Genomic DNA, 19,731 nt, shown 5'->3' with positions numbered 1-19,731 from the left:
TTATGGGTAAGAACAAGTACGTACTTGGAATTGACGTAGGGGGTTCTGGGATCAAAGGAGCGCCGGTTGATATCAAAAAAGGAAAACTACTGAGTGAGCGGCTGCGTATCGACACGCCTCAGCCGGCAACACCGAAAGCGGTCGCCAAGACGTTTGCCGAACTGGTAAAGATGCACGATTGGAATGGTCCGATCGGTTGTGGATTCCCGGCGATCGTTCGCCACGGGGTAGCCCATTCGGCGGCCAATATCGATAAGAAATGGATTGGCACGGATGTGGAAAAATTATTTTCCAAAGCCAGCGGCTGTCCGGTTAAGGTAATGAACGATGCGGATGCGGCCGGTTTGGCGGCAGTCCGTTACGGCGCCGGCAAAAAGGTAGACGGTACCGTGCTGATGCTCACGATCGGCACCGGTATTGGATCGGCCCTTTTTATCGACGGGAAATTAGTGCCCAATACTGAATTCGGCCATTTGTTCTTCAAGGGAATGATCGCCGAGCACTACGCCGCCAATTCCGTGCGTAAAAATCTCGAACTCTCCTGGGAAGAATGGGGAAAGAGATTCAATGAGTACTTGCTCCATATCGATCGCATCCTGTCTCCGGACATGGTGATCCTGAGCGGTGGAGCCAGTAAACGTTTCGACGAATACCGGCATACCATCACTTCCGAAACCAAGATCATTCCATCGGCAATGCTGAATAATGCCGGTACGGTAGGCGCGGCAATTTACGCCTGGGAGAATCTGTAAGGGACGGAAGTCAGTTCAATAAAAAAAGGAGTTCATCCCGAATTTCGGAGTAGTCTGAAATTCGGAATGAACTCCTTTTTTTATGGATGCTGCGGATCTCTTACAGGTCCAGCTCCACGCTGTAATCACCGATTGTCAGTAAGGCTTTGTCATCACAACCGCCGTCCCCGAAATCGATCGAACCGGTGACTGCCGGATTGCTGATATCCAGCGCAAAGAAACCACTGACCGGCCAGACGCAGGTGATCGGGTTCTTAATGGCGTTCGGCGTGGAAATATTCACTACCACGCCTTCGCTGGTGGTCAGTACGGCATCACGGGTCGTACTCCAGACGTCATCGAGAATGCCGCTCAGTCCGTCGGTGAAAAAGTTAGTGTCCCCACCCTGGGTCTTTTTGGTCATCGTGCTGGCCTGATAGGCAAAGCTTTTACCGGCCGCCGTAGTGATCTGACCGTCAATAGTGGAGGAGAAGGTGAAGAAACCATCGTTGTCCTTGCCCTCATTTTTGATCTCATACGCTCCGGAAACAGCATTTCCGTTGTGTACAAAATCCGTGAAACTCAAACTGATCGACGTACCCGGACTGAGGAGCAGTCCATTGAAAACGGCAGTGATCTTTCCGGCCATCAGCGGGAAATCTCCATCGGCGCAACCCGCGCCGAAATCGAGCTCAAAGGTAGCGGGGAAAACGCCGTTGCCGGCCAGGTTCAGGTTCGTCTGCGGACAGTTGCCCCGGGTATCGAGATCGCCTTCCTCGTTTTTAAACCCGTTCAGGTCGCCCTGCTGACCGGCTTCCCGGTTAACGACCTGAAAGACATGTTCAAAGGTCGTTTCCGCCATCATATATTCTTCCGCAGCTTTTTCGGCGGCCATACGATCTTCTTCGGAAACGGATTTTTCTTTAGAGCAGGCCGTGGCAAAGGCAAGCAATGCCAGGCAGGGCAGCAGATACTTTTTAGTGATCATGTTGATTAGTTTAAAGGGGATGAACCGGCCGCGCCTCCCGGGCGTCAGGCCATCAAATTAAAATTGCAAACTCATTGTTAATACAGGGATAAAAACGAGTAGGCAGGGGGAGAGATTATTAAGCGGGAAAAGATTTCCCGGTTTTTAACACTTACCGGCGGGAAGGAACGGTCGGCTTAAGAGTGTTCCGGAGGGGCTGTTTCAAGGACCCCATCCGATTCTTTTTTACTGTACATCACTGCTTTTCTGGGTGGCAACCAATTGGTCAATAATCTTGTCGCAGGCAGCATCCAACATGTTATAAACCTGTTCGAATCCGTCGTCATTCCAATAGGGATCGGGTACATCCGTACCATTGCCGGGCTGGGCCAGTTCCATGATGAGGTGGACTTTCTCGTTGTGCGCTTTCTGGGTGCTCAGATTTTGAATGTTGCGGAAATTACTGCGGTCCATGGCCAGGATGATGTCAAAATCATTAAGATCGTCGTAGCTAAACTGGCGGGCTCTTTGCTTGCTGATATCAATGCCGTATTTACGGGCAACGGCAATGGAGCGGGTATCCGGTTTTTCGCCGATGTGCCAGCTACCGGTACCGGCGGAATCAACCGTCCAGTCGAGTCCGCGTTCCTGTAGCTTTTCCTTCATGATCCCTTCTGCGAGGGGGGAACGACAAATATTTCCAAGGCAAACCATCAAAATTTTCATCAAGCGAATATTTTTTCTTCTAGAGAGAACGCAGTCCGTGGCGATGTGTTGTAGGGAGCCGGTTTCTATCTAAACGGATGAGCCCGGCAAATTGCGTCCTCCGCCCGCACATTCGTGGCCCAAAGTACCTAATTAGCGGAAACTCCAGACCGGGTAAGCTTCCCCGGCCGCAAAATGATCTTTTCCTCGGGGCAGCATCAAAAATGCATCGGCATCCACGAGGTTGGCCAGGTCTCCCGATCCGTGTCCTTCCACGGGATCGGCCAGCAGGTTGCCGTCGGCCGCACTGCGGAGTTTAACCTGGATGAAGTAGTTTAAGTCCGGTCGGAAACTAACTTCCCGGCTCAGTTGGGCCCGGGGTTTTTCTTCACTGATCCCAAGGCTGGTCTCCAGCCATTCACCGAAATACACCCGGGTACAGGCAAGGGAAGAAACCGGATTGCCCGGAAGGGCAAACACGACCGTACCTCCGGGAATATGGCCGAACCAAAACGGCTTACCCGGGCGCTGGGCTACCCGGTGAAAGAGGCGTTTAACCCCCATGGCGTCCAGTGCATCCGGAATGTAATCAAATTTGCCCTTGGAAACACCTCCACTGAGGAGCAGTACATCGTAATTCGGAAGCTGCTCCTGCAGTACCTTTTTAATCGTGGCCGGATCGTCGGGCATATGCATGATCTGCGCACGGATGCCCCAACGCTGCAAAAGTGCCTGAATACTGAATACATTCGACTGGCGGATCTGGTGGGGGAGGGGTTTTTCCTCCACCGCGACCAGCTCGTCGCCACTCGAAAGGATCAGAGCGGTGATCGGGCGGGTGACGGGCAGAGATGCACGCCCCACAGTAGCGGCCACGCCGATCTCTCCGGGAGCGATCTTCCGGCCGGCCGGGACGATAACATCTCCCCGCTGGCGATCCTCTCCCCGCCGATGAATGTTTTGACCTTTTTTGATCTTATCGATGGTCAGATGAGCTTCCTGGTCCCGGATCTCCAGGTCTTCGTAGCGAACGACCGTGTCGGTACCGGCGGGCAACATGGCCCCGGTCATGATCTCGATGCAGTGCCCCTGCCGGGTTAATTCCTGCTGGGGCGCTCCGGCGGCGCCTACACCCGCGATCGGAAAACTACGTTTCCCGGCCGCAAAATCTGCAAAGGAGAGGGCAATCCCGTCCATGGTTACCCGGTCAAAAGGGGGGAAGTCCCGGTCCGCGCGTAAAGGTTCCCGGAGTATCTTTTGATTGGCTTCGGCCAACGGCACTTCCACCGCGGGCAACTCAATGGCTTGTTGCCGGACAATTTTTAATGCTTCTTCAACGGAGATCATATCTATTTTTTCATTTCGGCTTCCTTCGGAAAGATCGCCTGGAAACAATCTACCTGGGACAGGCCGTTTTCGTTTTTGTGTGCTCTTAAACCGTAGTACTGATCCAAAAAGGCATCACTGCCGGACCAGATCGTTTGCAAAATTCCCCGGAAACGATCCTTCATAACCGGAGTGGCCGATTCCCGAAAGCGGTACATATCCGCCATTTGGACCTTGGCTACTTCCGGGTTCCGCCAGGGGCAGGTAACCACCGGAAGACCTTTCATGGCGAAATATACGGCGGCTTGGTCGGGCCTTTCGTAATGCCAATCACAGATCAGGACATCTTTGGGGATCAGGTCGACCGCCCGGTGTGTATTGTTGTAACTGCCTTCCCAGAGACCGATACCGGTGGTTTTACCGTCGATCAGTCGGTCACCCCAGATCCAGAGTTGCCGGTCCTGTTGGTGCAGGTGATTACGGATCCGGGTAACTTCTCCGGCAAAGAGCTCTGCTTTATCCCGGCCATTGCAGCGTGGGCACTGCTCGTGGCCGATGTAGAAAACTTCATCCATACCCGCGTGGAAGGCGTCGCTCTGGAATACTTCACAGATCTCATCGACAATATCGAATACTACTTCGTGAACATCGGGGTGGAGCGGACAGTAACTTTTGCAGTAAAGTCCATCTTCGTTGGGCCATTCGTAGTTCTCGGGGAGTTCAACTTCGGGCGTCTCGTCAAATTCCGGATACTCCTGCAGGAGTTTGCCCAGGCTGCCGTGCCAGGATTGATGCCCTAATAAATTGACCTGCGGTACCATGCTAATACCGTGCTCCCGGCAGGCCTCCAGCATACTGGTCACATCCGCTTTGGATAAGCCGTTCGGATTCGCCAGTTCCGGTCGACTGGTATACTGGTAATTGTAATCGATCCGCAGGATCAGGGTATTGATCCCTCGCGGCGCCAGTTCTTCCCGGATGAATTTTACAAAGCGTTCCACCCCGTCCGCCCCGGGAGCGCCGATACAGAAACCGCGCAGGGGAAGGCTGTCCTGGGTGGTGGGCTGAGCCTGAATTAACGTAAGGATAAAAAGATGGAAAAGCAGAGTGAGTGGGTATCTCTTCATTGTCAATAGTGTAAACGGGTTTTATTGGAAGCGATCAGCTTCTCAGGTTTAATTGGATCGTGTGGATAAGCGGTCGGTTAAAAAAGACTTCCCTGACGGGCGAAACTTCTTGGATTTTCCAGTTCGAGTAGCCGGCGTTTCATGTCCAGGCCGTAAAAGTAGCCCTGGAGATCGCCGTTTTTGGCAATAACGCGGTGGCAGGGGACGATGATGGCCACGGGGTTTCTCCGATTGGCCTGGCCGACCGCCCGGATGGATTTGGGATCACCCAGTTTTTCGGCGATCTTCAGATAGGAGGTCGTGTGGCCGTAGGGGATCTCCAAAAGCGCACTCCAGACGGCCTTGTGGAAATCAGTGGCGCCCTCCCAATCCAGTTTCAGATCAAAGTCCTGCCGCTGCCCTTTGAAATATTCATCCAGCTGGACGACGCAATCCTTCAGGACCGGAGCAATGGGCCCGGCCGGACAGGGCTTGGTATCCACCAGTTGTACTTTGCGAATACCCTTGGTACTGCCCTGAATACAGAAGCAACCGAATGGAGAAAGATAATGAGCAGTGGCTAGCATAATGCTCTTGATTTTACAGTCCCTAAAGTACAGTTATTGGCTTAAAAGAACAAGACTCTTTCCCATTTCCGTGCATCCCAATCTGAGTTAAATTGTTATAAATAACACAGTCTGGCATCTAGGAGAAGTATTCTCCGTTACGGACCCGGTAAATTCGACGGGATCTCGAGGTAGCCCGGCCTGCTTACATTCAAATAATTCAATCCGACATGCGCGTATTGCTTTCTGTTCGTTTTTGGCTGCTATGGCTGGGCAGCCTGAACTTTTTTTCCGCTTCTGCCCAATTTGCTGAGCCGCTGACCTTCGGAGGAGCAGCCAATGAGAACGGCTACCATTTGCTCAGTGACGGAGCGGGTGGCTTCTTTGTGGCCGGTACTACCGACGGCGCTTTCACTCCCGCGGGAACACCGCTGCCGGTGTACGGACAGGAAGATTTTTTCCTGGGCCGCCTGGACGCTGAGGGGAACTGGCTGTGGGCCCGGAGCGGAGGCAGCTTTCTGAACGACGAGATCCGCGTAATGCGATCTATGCCGGACGGCGGATTATTGCTGGCGGGTACTTTCTGGCTGGACTTCACCTACGATGAATTTGAACTCAGCACATCGGATAACATCCGAGGCGCTTTTATCCTGCGCACCGATGCACTGGGTAACGAACAGTGGGGAAAAGTGATCAACGGGGCCAACCTGCGGGAGATCGAGGATGTAAAGATCGGGCCGGAAGGCCAGATCTATCTGACCGGATATTTTGCCGAAACGTTGCAGTTCGATACGCTGGAACTGGAAGCCCGGGGCGATAACGATGCCTTCCTGCTGAAACTCAGCCCGGACGGCGAATTGGAAAGCTGGCAGCAACTGGGATATAAGGGAACTACCCGCGGGCAAACACTCGCTCTCCACCCGGACGGCGGCTATTACTGGGGCGGAGTGTACGACGATACCTTGCGGGTGGATACCGCGGAGTTGTACGCCAACACTTTCGACCGCGATGTATTTGTCGGACGCTTTGACGGTGATGGCAACGCACTTTGGGCCAAACGGGCCGGAGGCGTGTTCGAAGAGGAACTCATTGCCATGGAAACGGATGAAGACGGCAATGTGGTAGCCACGGGCTTTCTGATCGGCGTCATGACGCTCTCCGAAACGCTGTCCGTTCAGAGTCGGAACGGGAATCCGGATATTTTCCTCTTTCAGTACGATGAAACCGGTGCCCCGCTCTGGGCCCGCGCCATTGGCGGAAACCTCATCGATCTTCCAACTGATCTGAATTTGCAGGAGGATGTCCTTTATCTCAGCGGTACCTATCAGGGCAGCATCGCCTGGGATGACCTTTCGACACCAACTACCGGTGGCGTGAATGGCTTCGTGGCTGCTTTTGACCCGGCATCCGGGAACAGTCAGTGGCTGGCGCCGGTGACTACCGAGGAATTTGTTTTCGTGGAAGCGCTGGCCGTGGACTCCGAGCTGGGATTATTCGCAATCGGTAGCTTTACCGGTACGGCCCGTCTGGGAAGTTTTACCGTGACGAACCCGGGAGATTACGATGTATTTCTGACAGCGGTAGATCCAGGCCTGACCTCCGTTTTCTCTCCGGAAGCTTTTCCCGAATTGAAATTGTTCCCCAATCCCGCCCGGGACAGGATCTATCTGGAAAACCGGGAAAACCCGATCGTAAGGCTGCAGATCTACGATGCCGCCGGACGCAAAAGGTGGGAGCGCCATGGCCAATTACTGTCCCAGCCACTGAACGTCTCCACGCTGGAGCCGGGACTATACTGGCTGGTCATCCACCTGGAGGAAAAGTTCGTAACTAAATCCTTTACGATTGTACGATGAGCGTTTTTTTGATCGGACCAATGAGATTTGAGAATAAGCATGACGCTTCGGTTCTTTTTCGGATTACCTTTGAGGCGGTAAGGCGCTAAGCAAACTTCAGCATTGGTCGAGTAGTAAAACTATTCGCCGCCTCAATCGTTGCTTAGAGATATTTCCGTTATAAGCGGTACCGGTCGGGCCGGCATCCCACGCATCGTACGTGGGGGAGCTTTCAAGCTTTCCGCTGCTGAACACTCACTTTTACTATGTCTACTTTTTCTACACCGGCGGGCCCTGCTGCTCCTAAAAAAGAGGTGGATGTCAACGCCATTCCCCTGTATAGTTGGTTTTTGCTTTTGTTTTTGAGTTTGATGTGGGGATCGTCTTACATTCTGATCAAAAAAGCGCTGGGCATCTTCACACCCATGCAGGTGGGCGCTTTGCGACTGAGTATTTCCGGTCTGGCTTTCCTACCTTATTTCCTGCTGAAGTGGCGGCGGGTCGACTGGAGTAAGTTCAGGTGGTTGCTGCTGGTCGGGATCACCGGTACCGGCCTGCCCTCGATCTTATTTCCCCTGGCCCAAACCCATATCAGTAGTTCGGTGAGTGGTATTCTCAACTCGATGACTCCTTTATTTACGATGCTTATCGGCATCCTGGCGTTTAAGGCGCCGATGATCTGGGCGAAAGCCGTTGGGGTCTTGCTGGGACTGCTGGGAGCGGTTTTGCTGATCCTGGGTGGCTCGGAAGGAGAATTTGGCGGGAATTTCGGTTACGGACTATTCATTGTCCTGGCCACGCTCTGCTACGCAACCAGTACCAATACGGTAGCGTTCAAATTAAAAGGCATCAGTTCACTGGTGATCAGCGGCGTTTCTTTTACCATTGTGGGTATCCCGGCCATCATTCTGGCTTTATCTCTGGGAATTCCGGAAGTAATCGCAACCCATCCGGAAGCCTGGACGGGACTGGGTTACATTACCATTCTGGCTTTGGGAAGCACGGTGCTGGCCTCTGTCCTGTTCTTTCACCTCATCCAGATCATGGGGCCCATACCTTCTTCCATGGTGAGTTACATCGTACCGATTGTTGCTTTACTCTGGGGATTTGTCGACGGAGAATTCATCGGCCTTATCCACTTTATGGGAATGGCGATGATCTTTATCGGCGTGTATCTGAGTCGGCGCCGCTGATCCGGGTGCAAGACCGCCAAGCGAGCCTTAATGCCTACATCTTGTATTCTATATCCTTTTTCACGACCTGCTCTTCGGGTGCACTTGTCTCCGGGGCTGCCATATCCCGGCTGCGCACCGTACGTTCTATCGTTTCCATAGAGATCGGGATCTCGTCCGGCTGCGGAATGATCGGCAGGAAAAGGCGCGTACCTTCATCGAAGTACCGGATGAGCTCATCGGGCGTGATGACCCGGGCGTTGGGTTTGGTCCGGTCATCCAGTCGGCGCAGTCCCAGTACATCCGCTCCGATATACTGTCCGAGTTGGTAGTAGGATTCCCACTGGATGGGATCAAAAAACTGATCCGAGGTGGGTTCGTGCGGAAACAGGGGATGGTAGATCTTATATTTATAGGTGCCGTATTTCAAAAAATCCTTCTTGGGGATCTCCGGACGTCCTTCCGGGGCGGTAACGGTGGATTTGATATAGACCAGCGTGCCCACCTTTTTGTTCTCGTAGTGTTCGATTACCTCTTCACCGTCCTTTTCTATTTTATCCCACAACTGATAAAGATCAGCAATGGCGTAGCGCTGGCGCGAATAGCCGTGGGAAGGGTGGGGGCGCATGACTTCTTCGGGGATCTGATCCTCCCGAAAGCGGATGTCAACCCCGAGTTCATTGCGGGCCCGGATGGTGAGGTTCTCCAGATCCGCAAAGGTGAAATTGGGGTCGGCACCGGCATCAATAGCCAGGATCAACCGGCATTTCCGGCGCAGCAATTCCATCACCGCCAGATTCTCGATGTGGCCACCGTCGGAAATATTAACCATGGTTTTATCCGTACCGATCCGGGAGAACAGTTCGTAAAAGAAATAAAATGGCCAGAATACCAGCGGGTAGGAGGTTTTTAGTCGACTGGGATTCAAGGTCCAGTAGCCGAGCCGCAGGTTCAGTACCGTGGTGAGGATGCTCAGGATCCGGTTGGAATAGATCCCCATTCCGGGGTTGACCGCGGCGGCGGAGATCGTTACCGCAGCGGGCAGTGTCATGGTATCGTAACCGAAGTGATCGGAAGTCCTGACATAGCCCGTTAGTTTGGCTCCCGAATACATTGGAGACAGCAGGAAGTAATCACTGGCTTTGGTACCCTGGAAATTCGGATCGGAAGAGGACTGCAGGTTCAGGCAGGTATTGATGAGCGGATAGGGAGCCAGATAATCAGCCCGCTCTTCGCTCGTGGTATCGGACAGATCTTTGAGTAATACGTTTTGGTGGGTACCCGAGAATTTCAGAAAAGCATCCGAAAGCTGCTTTCGGTAGAAGCGGTGGAAACTGGATGCATTGGGGTTGGCAAAAAAGCCGAGTATGATCAATAAAACGCCCAGTACCAGCTTGGGGAGGAACAGCGGGATATTGGGGATCTGGATCTGCTTAAGCCCCAAAAAGACCACAATGGCGATGCACAGTAACGCCAGTCCCACGGCGATCGATTCCACCACATTAAAATAGGCCGAAACACTCAGGTTGAAATTCAGGACGATATTGAAAACGTAGTGAACAACAAAAATAACACCCAGCACGATCCCGCCCCAGTAAAACAGGGTATCCAGGCGCTCGTCGATGATGACGGGGTCGAAACCCAGCGCGGGCCGGATGAAGGCATACAGTCCCAGGGTGAGCGCCACCAGGATGCCCGGGCTGATCCAGCTCATGATCAGGCTGATCAGAAAACTAACTACCAGCACGAATTGATTCCAGATCTTGAGCCAGCCGGTACCGGGGAAGAGGTATTCGCCGCGCGTGCGCATGTAGGAGATGTGATCATCGCTGAACAGGTGTTCGTAGCCTCCGGTTTGCTTCAGCGTAGCCTGGATGTAAGCGCCCGTATAACCGCCGCCGGAAACGGTGGATATGTAATCGGCATGTTCGAGAATATTGTACTTGTTCAGGGTCTTGAGCAGGCCCAGGTTGATGGTGGCTGAACGAATGCCGCCGCCGGACAAAGCGATACCGAATTTATTCTCCTCGAGACTTTCGGCAAACTCCCGATCGAATAACTTTTCCCGGCGCTCTTTCAGATGTTTATTTTCTTCGGCAATTACTTCCGTGTACTTCAGGGTCTTAGGCTGGGTCTTCATCGTGTTAAATATGCGTGAAGTTTATTTTCTTATCGCAGAATAATTTGCCACATAATACAATTTTTTTTATATTCGCAGGACCCAATGAGGATGCAGTTCGCATACTCACCCGTATTCCCCTCTAAAATTCATCACATCCTATCGCTTTATAGTTTAGTTGCAAACACTAATACACTTGTTTCATCTTTTTTGAAACAAAAGAAGCAGTCTTACGTACAGTATTAGACGCAATGCTTTTTTTTATATATATTTTTGACCGGTAGGTCAGAAATGGGACCGAACTACACCATATTCCCAATAATTAGCACCAAAGGAACCCGGTAAGGAAATTAATTCTTTGGTGAAACCGATTAAACTATGAGACAAAACACACTCCGGCTACGGACAGGCTGGGGGCATCCCATGATCACTGAAAAAAACAAATTTCTGAGCCTAGTAATTTTCATGCTCTTCTGTTACTCAGGTACCGCTCAGGAATCATTTACAGTTTCAAATCTAACCGTGCTCCCTCAGGGATCTTATATCAATCCCGCTCAGGTACCAACTCATCTTAAACATTATATTGGCGTACCCTTACTTTCGAATATAAGAGTCAATGGTAACAGCCAGGGCTTCAGAATTGATGACCTTGGCGTGGACGATCTGTGCAACTGGATGATCGATTACGATCAGGCCCGCCGGCAGGTCAGCGATATGAACACCTACCGACTGGATGGTCAGATTGACCTGCTGTACGGAGGAATTGAGTCCAAAGCGGGCTTCTTTACCTTCAATTTCTCCGAACGCGTGGTCGGCGATATGTGGTTGCCGCGAGATCTTTTCCGCCGCTACGCGGATGAGGACCTGGAAGAACCCATTGCCGGCAGATGGTACGATCTCCAGTACCTGCAGGGGCAGGCCCTGCATTTTAAAGAACTGGCCGTTGGTTACGCCAGCGAAGCGCGCAAGGGCTTTAACTGGGGCGCACGGGTGAAATTCCTGCTCGGTCATGAAGCCATGTTCCTGGAAAACGAGAACTGGGTCGTACGTGAAGACGAAGAGGGCGGCCTGTTTACCGACGGCAACTTTGCGGTGCGATCCGCAGGTTTCGGCCACTACGCCGAGGGCGAACCGCTCTTCCGCCTGTTCTCCGCCCGCAACGCGGGTGTAGCGCTGGATGCAGGGCTCAACTACCAGTACAACGATCACTGGTCTTTTTTCGCCAGTGTGCGCGATCTGGGTGGCATTACCTGGCGGCGCGGATTGAACCAGAGAATGATGCCCAGCACCTTTTCCAGTCTGATGGAGGAAGTGGACGTTACTTTTGATGACCTGGTCAATGTGCCGGCGGAAACCACTAAAAGTTTCCGGACTAACCTGCCGGCGCGCGTTATGGCCGGTGGCCGCTATCAATTCGAGAATAAGCACACCGTGAACGGTCTGGCAACGGCCAGATTCTACGAAGAAGAAATGGAAATAGGCGTTTCGCTGGGATATGCCCTGCCGATCACTTCCTGGTTGGATGGTACGGTAAATTATGCTATCTTTAACAAGACGTACAACAACGTGGGTGCAGGCCTGGCCATGGAGTTCGGAAATGTGCAGTTTTACGTTGCTTCGGATAACGTTCTTTCGGTGTTTTCACCGACTTCCGCCACCAATAATCACTTTCAGACCGGACTCAACCTGATCTGGAATAAGCCGGAGGAGGATGAACAGAAACCTACGGCGAACCGCGAGACGATCCAGCCGGATGATGAGATCCTGCAGGAGCAGGTGCAGCCCACTACGACGGCGCCGAAACCGCAGACCAGTGACGATGAAGATATTGCGTATTTCACACTGAAGAGCCAGTTCTCCAGTCAGGAGCCGGGCCAGGAGATCGACGCTATCTATGTGGATGTTTACCGCTACAACAAGAGTGGGGAAAAACAATTGATCCACACCAGTCGTTATCCGAGTAATGAATTCGAAGTTACCTTGTACCGCATTCACAGTTTGCACGAGCTTACGGTAAGGGCTTACGGGTACGAACCGCTGGTATATCAGTTCTTTCCCGAATCGGACGGCCTGAACCGCAATTTTAAACTGAACCCAAGGGGTGGATCTACGGGTAAATAGGCAGTTTTAACAGCTCGGGATCGATAAATATTATTTTTTATATAATAAAGTAAAGCAAAAAAGCTTTATATTACTGATTGCTAATCGCTTAGAGTAAACACGCTATAAAAACCAAGTGACGACACCAGGCAATCGACGCATACAACCATACTGAAAAGAAAAAAGATGGAAATTTCTCTCCATCTGAAGAACTAAAAACACTGTAGTTCAAGTTAGGTATTCCGTAACCCCATATGCAATTTAATACGCCCTTGTTTCTATTGATTTAAGCGCCCCTCTGCCTTGAATCAGAGAAAATAGCACACAACACGTAATCTCATATTTTTTAGTCGCTATCTACATCTAAAGACAGCTATGTACGACCTTATTTTGTGGTAAGCAATTACCATATGGGTATAATACAAGCATGGGTATTCTATTTTACTAGGAGAACAATTACTACACATTACACACCACTCAAATTTTTGACCATGAGCACATTAAAATTCATGGAAAGTCGGAGGCGGTTTCCCGGGGCAGGACAAAGTATATTAATGCTTATCCTAACGCTTTCGATAAGCATGACAACTACTATTTCAGATTTATTCGCGCAACGGCAGATGACACTGGGGGCCATGCGCAATGTACCACAACTCAATACCATTAATCCGGCATATATGCCCGACAGTATCAAATGGTACGTCGGCCTGCCGTTACTTTCCGGTATCAACGCCCATTATCGCAATAGCAGTTTTACACCCGGCCAGTTGGGCCTGGGCAGTAGCGACGGTCTGGACTTGTTGGGCGCCCTGCCTTACACGGACACCCTGAACCGTGCCTACGGCGAACTTTACGTGGAAGATCTGGCCTTTGGCATCAACCTCGGGAATAACTTTCTTTCCCTGAGCGTTGCCGAACGCTTTTTTGCGAATGCGAATTATCCGATGCAGTTCATTGAGTGGTTGGGACTGGAGCAGGATGAAGCGGATATTCCCCTCGGTCGTACGTTCGACCTCTCCACCCTGGAGTTTTCCGCTGTGCATTACCGCGAAGTGGCACTGGGATTCGGTAGTAGATTGTTTGACGGTAAACTTACCCTGGCCGGCCGTGCCAAACTCCTGATGGGACAGGCGGCCGTTCAATCCGATAACTATAATTTCCGGGTGTGGCATCGTCCGGAAGATGATTATAATTACGAACTCACCGGCCGTCTGGATATTATGGCCTCCGGTTTCGACCGTTTCGCTGAAGGCGGACAGCCTTTCCAGCCTTTTGGCGCCAGTAATACCGGGATCGCATTCGACCTTGGAGCACGACTGAAACTGGGCAAAGCAACCTTTTTTGCCAGCGTAAGCGATCTCGGTAAACTGAACTGGAATAAGAAAAACTCCATGACGAGTCTGCGGGATATCGCCGTGAGCGGAGAGGAACTCTTCGAACGCGCTACGGATAACCTCTCCATCGACCGGAACATGGGAGCGCCCGGCTTCAGCACGGAGCTGGTCACCAAGATCTACGGCGGCGGACAGATCGAGATCGGTAATAGTCACGCGTTCACGGTACTGGCCAATCCGCGCCTGCACCTGGGCAGCACGGAACTCAACGGCTCTGTGGCCTACCGCCTCCGGACCAGCAAGTTTCTGGATGTGATCGCCAGCTACAATTATTTCCAGGAGCGCCCGAACAGCATCGGGGTAGGTGCAACCATCAACCTTTTACCCGTACAGATCTACATCGCAACCGATAAGGTAGAATCCCTGATCGATCGCAGCGGACAGAAAGACTTCCAGCTGGCCGCAGGGGTGAACTTCATTTTCGGTCAGTTTAAAGATGAGAAGATCATCGCCAAGAACAAGATGGAAGAGGATGGCGAAGAGGACATGGGCGGATCACACGGTTTCTTCAACTTCGGCAAGAAGAAGGAGGAAGTAGTTACGGTGGATCCGGATCTGAATGACCGGAAAAAGAAAGAACCTGAAGATAAATACTTCACCTTCTACGGTACTGTGATCGATGATGAATCGGACGAACCGGTAGATGCGGTATATGTAGATGTATACGTGATCGGGCCGGATGAGCGCCGCGAGCTCATTCATACCAGCCGCTATCCCGGGCATACGTTCAATGTGCCGCTGTTCCAGAGCGAGCTGCAGCATGAGATCAGCGTCGGTGGTCACGGTTACAAGCGTCAGAGCCTGAGCTTCCGGGCCAATATTACCCGTCTGGAGCATGAATTCAGAATGTCTGATGGTTTGTGGACGGTTAAAGATCCCGAACCCTACGTTGATCCGGGTATGCCGCAACTGGTGAGTGCCCAGGATGTAGATCCGGAGATCCCCGAGCCGGCCCCGGTTGTACAGGAGCCGGAGATGGAATTCGGTGGTGCCGAAGAAACTACCAGCCAAAATCTGGCCTCTACGAATGAGGAGTATACTTTCGAGATCATCCAGCGTACCAGTCTGCGTTCCGAGCCGGACTCCCAGGCCCGCGTTATGAAGCGCCTGGCGGTAGGTACCAATCTGGAACTGCTCGAAAAGACCGATAAGTACTGGTGGAAAATGAAACTGGGCGATCAGATCGGTTACGTAAAACAGCGCCTGCTGGTGAGTGTGCAGTAAGATTGGTTGACCCAACAAAAAAAGAAAGGGGACGGATAAGCATCCGTCCCCTTTCTTTTTATAATGCTGCCCCGATGGGCTATTCTTCCACAATTTCCGTCACTTCCAGGTTCAGCTCTTCCAGTTGCTCTTCCGCAATGGCGGAAGGAGCGTCGATCATCATATCCCGACCCTGATTGTTTTTCGGGAAGGCGATGAAGTCGCGGATGGAACTTTGTCCGTTCATGACGGCACACAGGCGGTCAAAGCCGAAGGCGATACCACCGTGGGGCGGCGCTCCGTATTCAAAAGCTCCCATCAGGAAACCAAACTGATCTTCGGCCTCTTCCGGCGTGAAGCCCAGTAGTTTGAAGTTGCGCTCCTGCAGTTTCCGGTCGTAGATACGAATGGAACCACCACCGATCTCCGAGCCGTTGATCACGAGGTCGTAAGCGTCGGCGCGCAGGTTTTTCATGGTTTCATGATCTCCGGTCAGCATGCGTTCTACGTCCTCTTTCTTCGGAGAGGTGAACGGGTGGTGCATCGCGAAGAAACGCTCGGCGTCCTCATCCCATTCCAGCAACGGAAAATCGACCACCCACAGCGGTTTGAAATCTCCGGCTTTCATCAGGCCGAGGCGTCGGCCCATTTCCAGGCGCAGTTCGTTAAGCTGCTTGCGGGTCTTTTCGGCCTCACCGCTGAGTACGAAGAGCAGATCGCCCGCTTTGGCGCCCATTGCGTCGGCCCAGGCCTGCAGGTCTTCCTGGCTGAAAAATTTATCTACGGATGACTTAAAGCTGCCATCTTCATTACATTTTACATATACCAGACCTTTCGCACCGATCTGGGGACGCTTCACCCAATTGGTGATCTCATCCAGTTGCTTTCGGGTGTATTCCGCCTGGCCGGGTACGCAGATACCGACTACCAGCTCGGCCGCATCGAATACATTGAAGCCTTTACCCTGAGCGACTGCATTCAATTCGTTGAATTCCATGCCGAAACGCAGGTCCGGTTTGTCCGACCCGAACCGCCGCATCGCCTCATCGTAGGACATGCGCGGGAAGTCAGGCAGCGTTACCCCCAGGGTATGCTGGAAGAGGTGCTTGGTCAGGCCTTCGAAAGTTTGCAGGATCTCCTCCTGGGTAACGAAGGCCATCTCGCAGTCGATCTGGGTGAATTCCGGCTGACGGTCCGCCCGGAGGTCTTCGTCGCGGAAACATTTCACGATCTGGAAATAGCGGTCCAGACCGCCCACCATCAGGATCTGCTTGAAGGTCTGCGGACTTTGCGGCAGGGCGTAAAACTGACCGGGGTTCATCCGGCTGGGTACCACAAAGTCACGGGCACCTTCCGGCGTGGACTTGATCAGGAACGGGGTCTCGATCTCCACAAACTGCTGGCTGTCCAGATATTTCCGGGTTTCCAGAGCCAGTTTGCTGCGGAAGATCATGTTGCGTTGGAGCGGCGTCCTGCGCAGGTCCAGGTAGCGGTATTTCATCCGCAGGTCATCGCCGCCGTCCGTTTCATCTTCAATCGTGAAGGGAGGAACTTTAGCCGGATTGAGAATGCTTAGTTCTTTTACCTCCAGTTCCACATCGCCGGTTGGCAATTCTTTGTTCTTGGAAACCCGTTCGATCACGGTACCGGTTACCTGGATCACGAATTCGCGTCCGAGCGTCCGGGCCTTCTCAAACAGTTCTTTGCTGGTTTTTTCTTCACTGAATAACAACTGAGTGATGCCGTAGCGATCGCGCAGATCGACAAACATCATGAATCCTTTGTCGCGGTCCCGCTGCACCCATCCGCTGAGGGTCACGGTCTGACCAATGTGTTCTGCTCTTAGTTCACCACAATTATGCGTTCTATACATGGGAAATATTTTGATCTCATTTTCAAAAGGTGCACAAAAATAGTGGAAACCTTCGATTGCCACTAAAACCGGCCGCTTATTTTTAACCAACTCCGGTTCTTCGCAAATAATTCCGGGGATCAGGCATCATTTTTATCGGAAAAGGCTGCAAATAAGATAAATAGCGATAAAAAAGTTGAAGGGTAGAACAGGTAGGAATAAGGGATGGTCAGCATATTGTAAAAATAAACAAGGCAAAGCTTCAGGCTGCACAAGCCGAAGAAACGGTCCTGCAGGCCGGAGCGGTATTTACGGAACAGCCACAAAGCCGCCGGCGGTATCAGGATCGATCCGATGATCAGTAACCGGTGCCAGCTTGCGATGCCCGAAAAGGGAAGGAATTTGATCAGGCCGGGGTTGTTCCCGATCTGCGCGATAAAACTCCAGCTCTTGTCCGGATCTAATAATTCGTCCAGATAGCTCTCCTGCAATTGCAGAAAAAATCCCAACTGGTCCCAGGCCTGACCGATAGTGAGTAGGAGGATCAACCCGCCGGCCAGCGCCGCGGCCGTTGTGTAGGCCTCCCGGCGCGAACGGTAAAAGAACTGATAAACCAGATAGACCGGAACCCAGAAAACCAGCGAATAGCGGCTCAGCAGGCAAAGGGCGATCGCCAGCCCGGTCAGCACCGGCCACCGTCTGAACAGGGCCCAGGCCAGCAGCAGGTAATAGAAAACGACCACCGGTTCTTCCGATAAGGTGATGAGGGTATTATACAATCCGAAAATGTAGTAGTAAAGTAAGATCAGCGCCAGCCAGGCGATCAGCCGAATGGACACCTGTCCTTTTTGCCGTCCTGTCCCGAATACAATAATTGCCATTACGGCCACCAACAGCAGCGCACTTACCCAGCGGATATCGAGCTGGAGCCAGACTGCCGGTAAAAAGGGTAGCCACATAGCCGGCAGGTAGATCGGACGCATACCCGCCCAGATTGCTTCGATAGGAGCGTAAATAGCAGCACCGTTCAGACGACGTTGAGCCATCGTCTCCAGAATGGGCAGCATGTCGGCCTGGCGGTAATCCAGGGGGGCGGCGGCCACCAGGTGCACATTGCGCCACAGACACCAGGCGGCCAGCAGGGTGAAGAGCCCGATACCGGCTATTCTGATCCAGGAGGCCTCCGTGGCTTGCCCGGGTGATAGGTCTTTCCATACGGGGATCAGAGCAACGGCCAGTCCGGCCGCAAAATATACGAGGGAAGCGGCGATCGGCAATTTCCAGTAAAAGCCGTAAGTCTGCGCCAGTACTTCCAGCAGTACTGCTCCCGCCAGCAGATATTTTACAGCGCCCGTGGATGTTGATGAAAGCTTCATGGATACGTATGGTCCCCGGCAAAGCTAAGAAACTGTTTTAAAAATGGTGCTGCCGTCGAGAAGCCCGGATTTTTTTCATGAACAAGGCGTGAAAAAGTGAGTAGATCTCGATCCCGCCGTAGGGAAAACGTTAGTTCGGGAGTCTAAGCTACCTGATCTTTTTTGCAACGCTGTGCAGGGAAAAAATGCGCGCTTCGTAAACCAGTATATTTTTAGGACAGTTCCTAAGCCGAAATGTCGTGAATCTGGCGGACCGGTGTATTTTATGCAAGGTGGCCATCGGTTTTTGACGAAGGTACGCTGTTCACCGGCCAAATCGTGTTGTTGGGGTAGCCCGGTGTGAGATGGTTAAAACATACAGACAAACTTTTATATTTTTGCGGCCATGAATGCGGTAGCTTACTATCTGGCCCTGCCTTTCATCTATTTGTTGTCCTACTCGCCCTTTTGGGTGATGTACCGGATCTCGGATGTGGCTTTCGTTATCCTGTACTATCTGATCGGTTATCGCAAGCAGGTCGTATTGAATAATTTGCGAAATTCCTTCCCGGAAAAGTCGGAAAAGGAAATAAAGCAGATCTGTAAGGAATTTTATCATTACTTTTGTGACCTGATCCTGGAAACCCTGAAAACATTAACGATTTCTCCGAGCTCCCTGCGAAAAAGGGTCCGCTTTGAGGAAAAGGATAAACAAGTTTTCTCCCGTTTTCTGCAGCAAGATCAAAGCGTGCTGATCGTAATGGGACACTGGGGGAACTGGGAATTAGCCGGCGCGCGTTTTGCCGTCGAAAGTCTGCACCCACTTTACATTGTTTATCATCCACTAAGAAATCCCTATTTCGAAAAACTGGTATACCACATGCGTACACGGCTCGGAAACGGCCTGTTCTCCATGAAAGATACCCTCAGGGAAATGGTCAGGCACCGAAAGGAAAGCACCGCCACGGCATTTATTGCCGATCAAACCCCACACAACTTATTGACTGCGTTCTGGACTGAATTTTTGGGGCAGGATACACCGGTATTCCCCGGTCCGGAAGTGATCTCACAGAAATTTGATTATCCGGTCATTTATGTCGGTACCCGCCGGGTGAAGCGGGGATATTACCAACTGCATTGTGAATTACTGGTGGAAGCACCAAAAGAAACGGATAAAAAGGAGATCACGGACCTGCACATTCAAAGATTGGAAAAAAACATTAGAAAACAGCCGGAGATCTGGCTTTGGACGCACCGTCGCTGGAAGCACCAAAGGCCGACTTCATAAATTTATTAAGCT

General features: G+C 52.0%; 14 protein-coding genes. 6 read left to right on the top strand and 8 right to left on the bottom strand.

The features are described 5' to 3' along the window. Positions 1-2: 2 nt before the first annotated feature. Positions 3-752 (top strand): polyphosphate--glucose phosphotransferase, encoded by a 750-nt coding sequence (gene ppgK, locus CRP01_RS28505; RefSeq protein ID WP_099153473.1) that lies wholly within the window; start codon positions 3-5, stop codon positions 750-752. 100 nt (positions 753-852) lie between these two features. Here ppgK and CRP01_RS28500 read toward each other — a convergent pair whose 3' ends face one another. The 5 genes from CRP01_RS28500 to CRP01_RS28480 all read right to left on the bottom strand — a co-directional run bounded on the left by CRP01_RS28500 (position 853) and on the right by CRP01_RS28480 (position 5,422). Beyond that, positions 853-1,719 (bottom strand): hypothetical protein, encoded by an 867-nt coding sequence (locus CRP01_RS28500; protein WP_099153472.1) that lies wholly within the window; start codon positions 1,717-1,719, stop codon positions 853-855. Positions 1,720-1,944: 225 nt separating this feature from the next. After that, a complete protein-coding gene (locus tag CRP01_RS28495; protein ID WP_099153471.1) occupies positions 1,945-2,424 on the bottom strand; it encodes a low molecular weight protein-tyrosine-phosphatase in 480 nt (159 codons plus the stop codon). A 132-nt stretch (positions 2,425-2,556) separates the two neighbouring features. Next, on the bottom strand, positions 2,557-3,750 hold the full coding sequence (locus CRP01_RS28490) for a molybdopterin molybdotransferase MoeA (protein WP_099153470.1): 1,194 nt from the start codon (positions 3,748-3,750) through the stop codon (positions 2,557-2,559). Between the two features lie 2 nt (positions 3,751-3,752). Next, a complete protein-coding gene (locus tag CRP01_RS28485) occupies positions 3,753-4,856 on the bottom strand; it encodes a family 20 glycosylhydrolase (protein ID WP_099153469.1) in 1,104 nt (367 codons plus the stop codon). A 77-nt stretch (positions 4,857-4,933) separates the two neighbouring features. After that, positions 4,934-5,422, bottom strand: a complete 489-nt coding sequence (locus CRP01_RS28480) for a methylated-DNA--[protein]-cysteine S-methyltransferase (RefSeq protein ID WP_099153468.1) — start codon at positions 5,420-5,422, stop codon at positions 4,934-4,936. A gap of 209 nt (positions 5,423-5,631) precedes the next feature. Between CRP01_RS28480 and CRP01_RS28475 the strand changes: the two genes are divergently transcribed. Next, the gene (locus tag CRP01_RS28475) at positions 5,632-7,257 is read left to right on the top strand and encodes a T9SS type A sorting domain-containing protein (RefSeq protein WP_099153467.1); all 1,626 of its coding nucleotides are present in this window, start codon (positions 5,632-5,634) and stop codon (positions 7,255-7,257) included. A gap of 245 nt (positions 7,258-7,502) precedes the next feature. Beyond that, on the top strand, positions 7,503-8,429 hold the full coding sequence (locus CRP01_RS28470; protein WP_099153466.1) for a DMT family transporter: 927 nt from the start codon (positions 7,503-7,505) through the stop codon (positions 8,427-8,429). Between the two features lie 34 nt (positions 8,430-8,463). Here CRP01_RS28470 and CRP01_RS28465 read toward each other — a convergent pair whose 3' ends face one another. Then, positions 8,464-10,548 (bottom strand): patatin-like phospholipase domain-containing protein, encoded by a 2,085-nt coding sequence (locus CRP01_RS28465; RefSeq protein WP_099153465.1) that lies wholly within the window; start codon positions 10,546-10,548, stop codon positions 8,464-8,466. A gap of 357 nt (positions 10,549-10,905) precedes the next feature. Between CRP01_RS28465 and CRP01_RS28460 the strand changes: the two genes are divergently transcribed. After that, complete coding sequence (locus CRP01_RS28460; protein ID WP_317048822.1) at positions 10,906-12,648, top strand: DUF5723 family protein; 1,743 nt, start codon at positions 10,906-10,908, stop codon at positions 12,646-12,648. Between the two features lie 560 nt (positions 12,649-13,208). Next, positions 13,209-15,245 carry a DUF5723 family protein gene (locus tag CRP01_RS28455; protein WP_143473567.1) on the top strand — a complete coding sequence of 679 codons (2,037 nt, stop codon included), beginning with the start codon at positions 13,209-13,211 and terminating at the stop codon, positions 15,243-15,245. Between the two features lie 79 nt (positions 15,246-15,324). On the opposite strand, the gene aspS is transcribed toward CRP01_RS28455, so the two are convergent. Then, complete coding sequence (gene aspS / locus CRP01_RS28450; protein ID WP_099153462.1) at positions 15,325-17,097, bottom strand: aspartate--tRNA ligase; 1,773 nt, start codon at positions 17,095-17,097, stop codon at positions 15,325-15,327. A 119-nt stretch (positions 17,098-17,216) separates the two neighbouring features. After that, positions 17,217-18,452 carry a hypothetical protein gene (locus tag CRP01_RS28445; protein WP_099153461.1) on the bottom strand — a complete coding sequence of 412 codons (1,236 nt, stop codon included), beginning with the start codon at positions 18,450-18,452 and terminating at the stop codon, positions 17,217-17,219. A 385-nt stretch (positions 18,453-18,837) separates the two neighbouring features. Here CRP01_RS28445 and CRP01_RS28440 point away from each other — a divergent pair, with 385 nt between their 5' ends. Then, a complete protein-coding gene (locus tag CRP01_RS28440; protein WP_099153460.1) occupies positions 18,838-19,719 on the top strand; it encodes a lysophospholipid acyltransferase family protein in 882 nt (293 codons plus the stop codon). Positions 19,720-19,731: the final 12 nt, after the last annotated feature.

The sequence above is a fragment of the Flavilitoribacter nigricans DSM 23189 = NBRC 102662 genome (assembly GCF_002646595.1).
Taxonomy (GTDB): Bacteria; Bacteroidota; Bacteroidia; order Chitinophagales; family Saprospiraceae; genus Flavilitoribacter; species Flavilitoribacter nigricans.
This window is presented reverse-complemented; position numbering and strand designations above follow the sequence as displayed.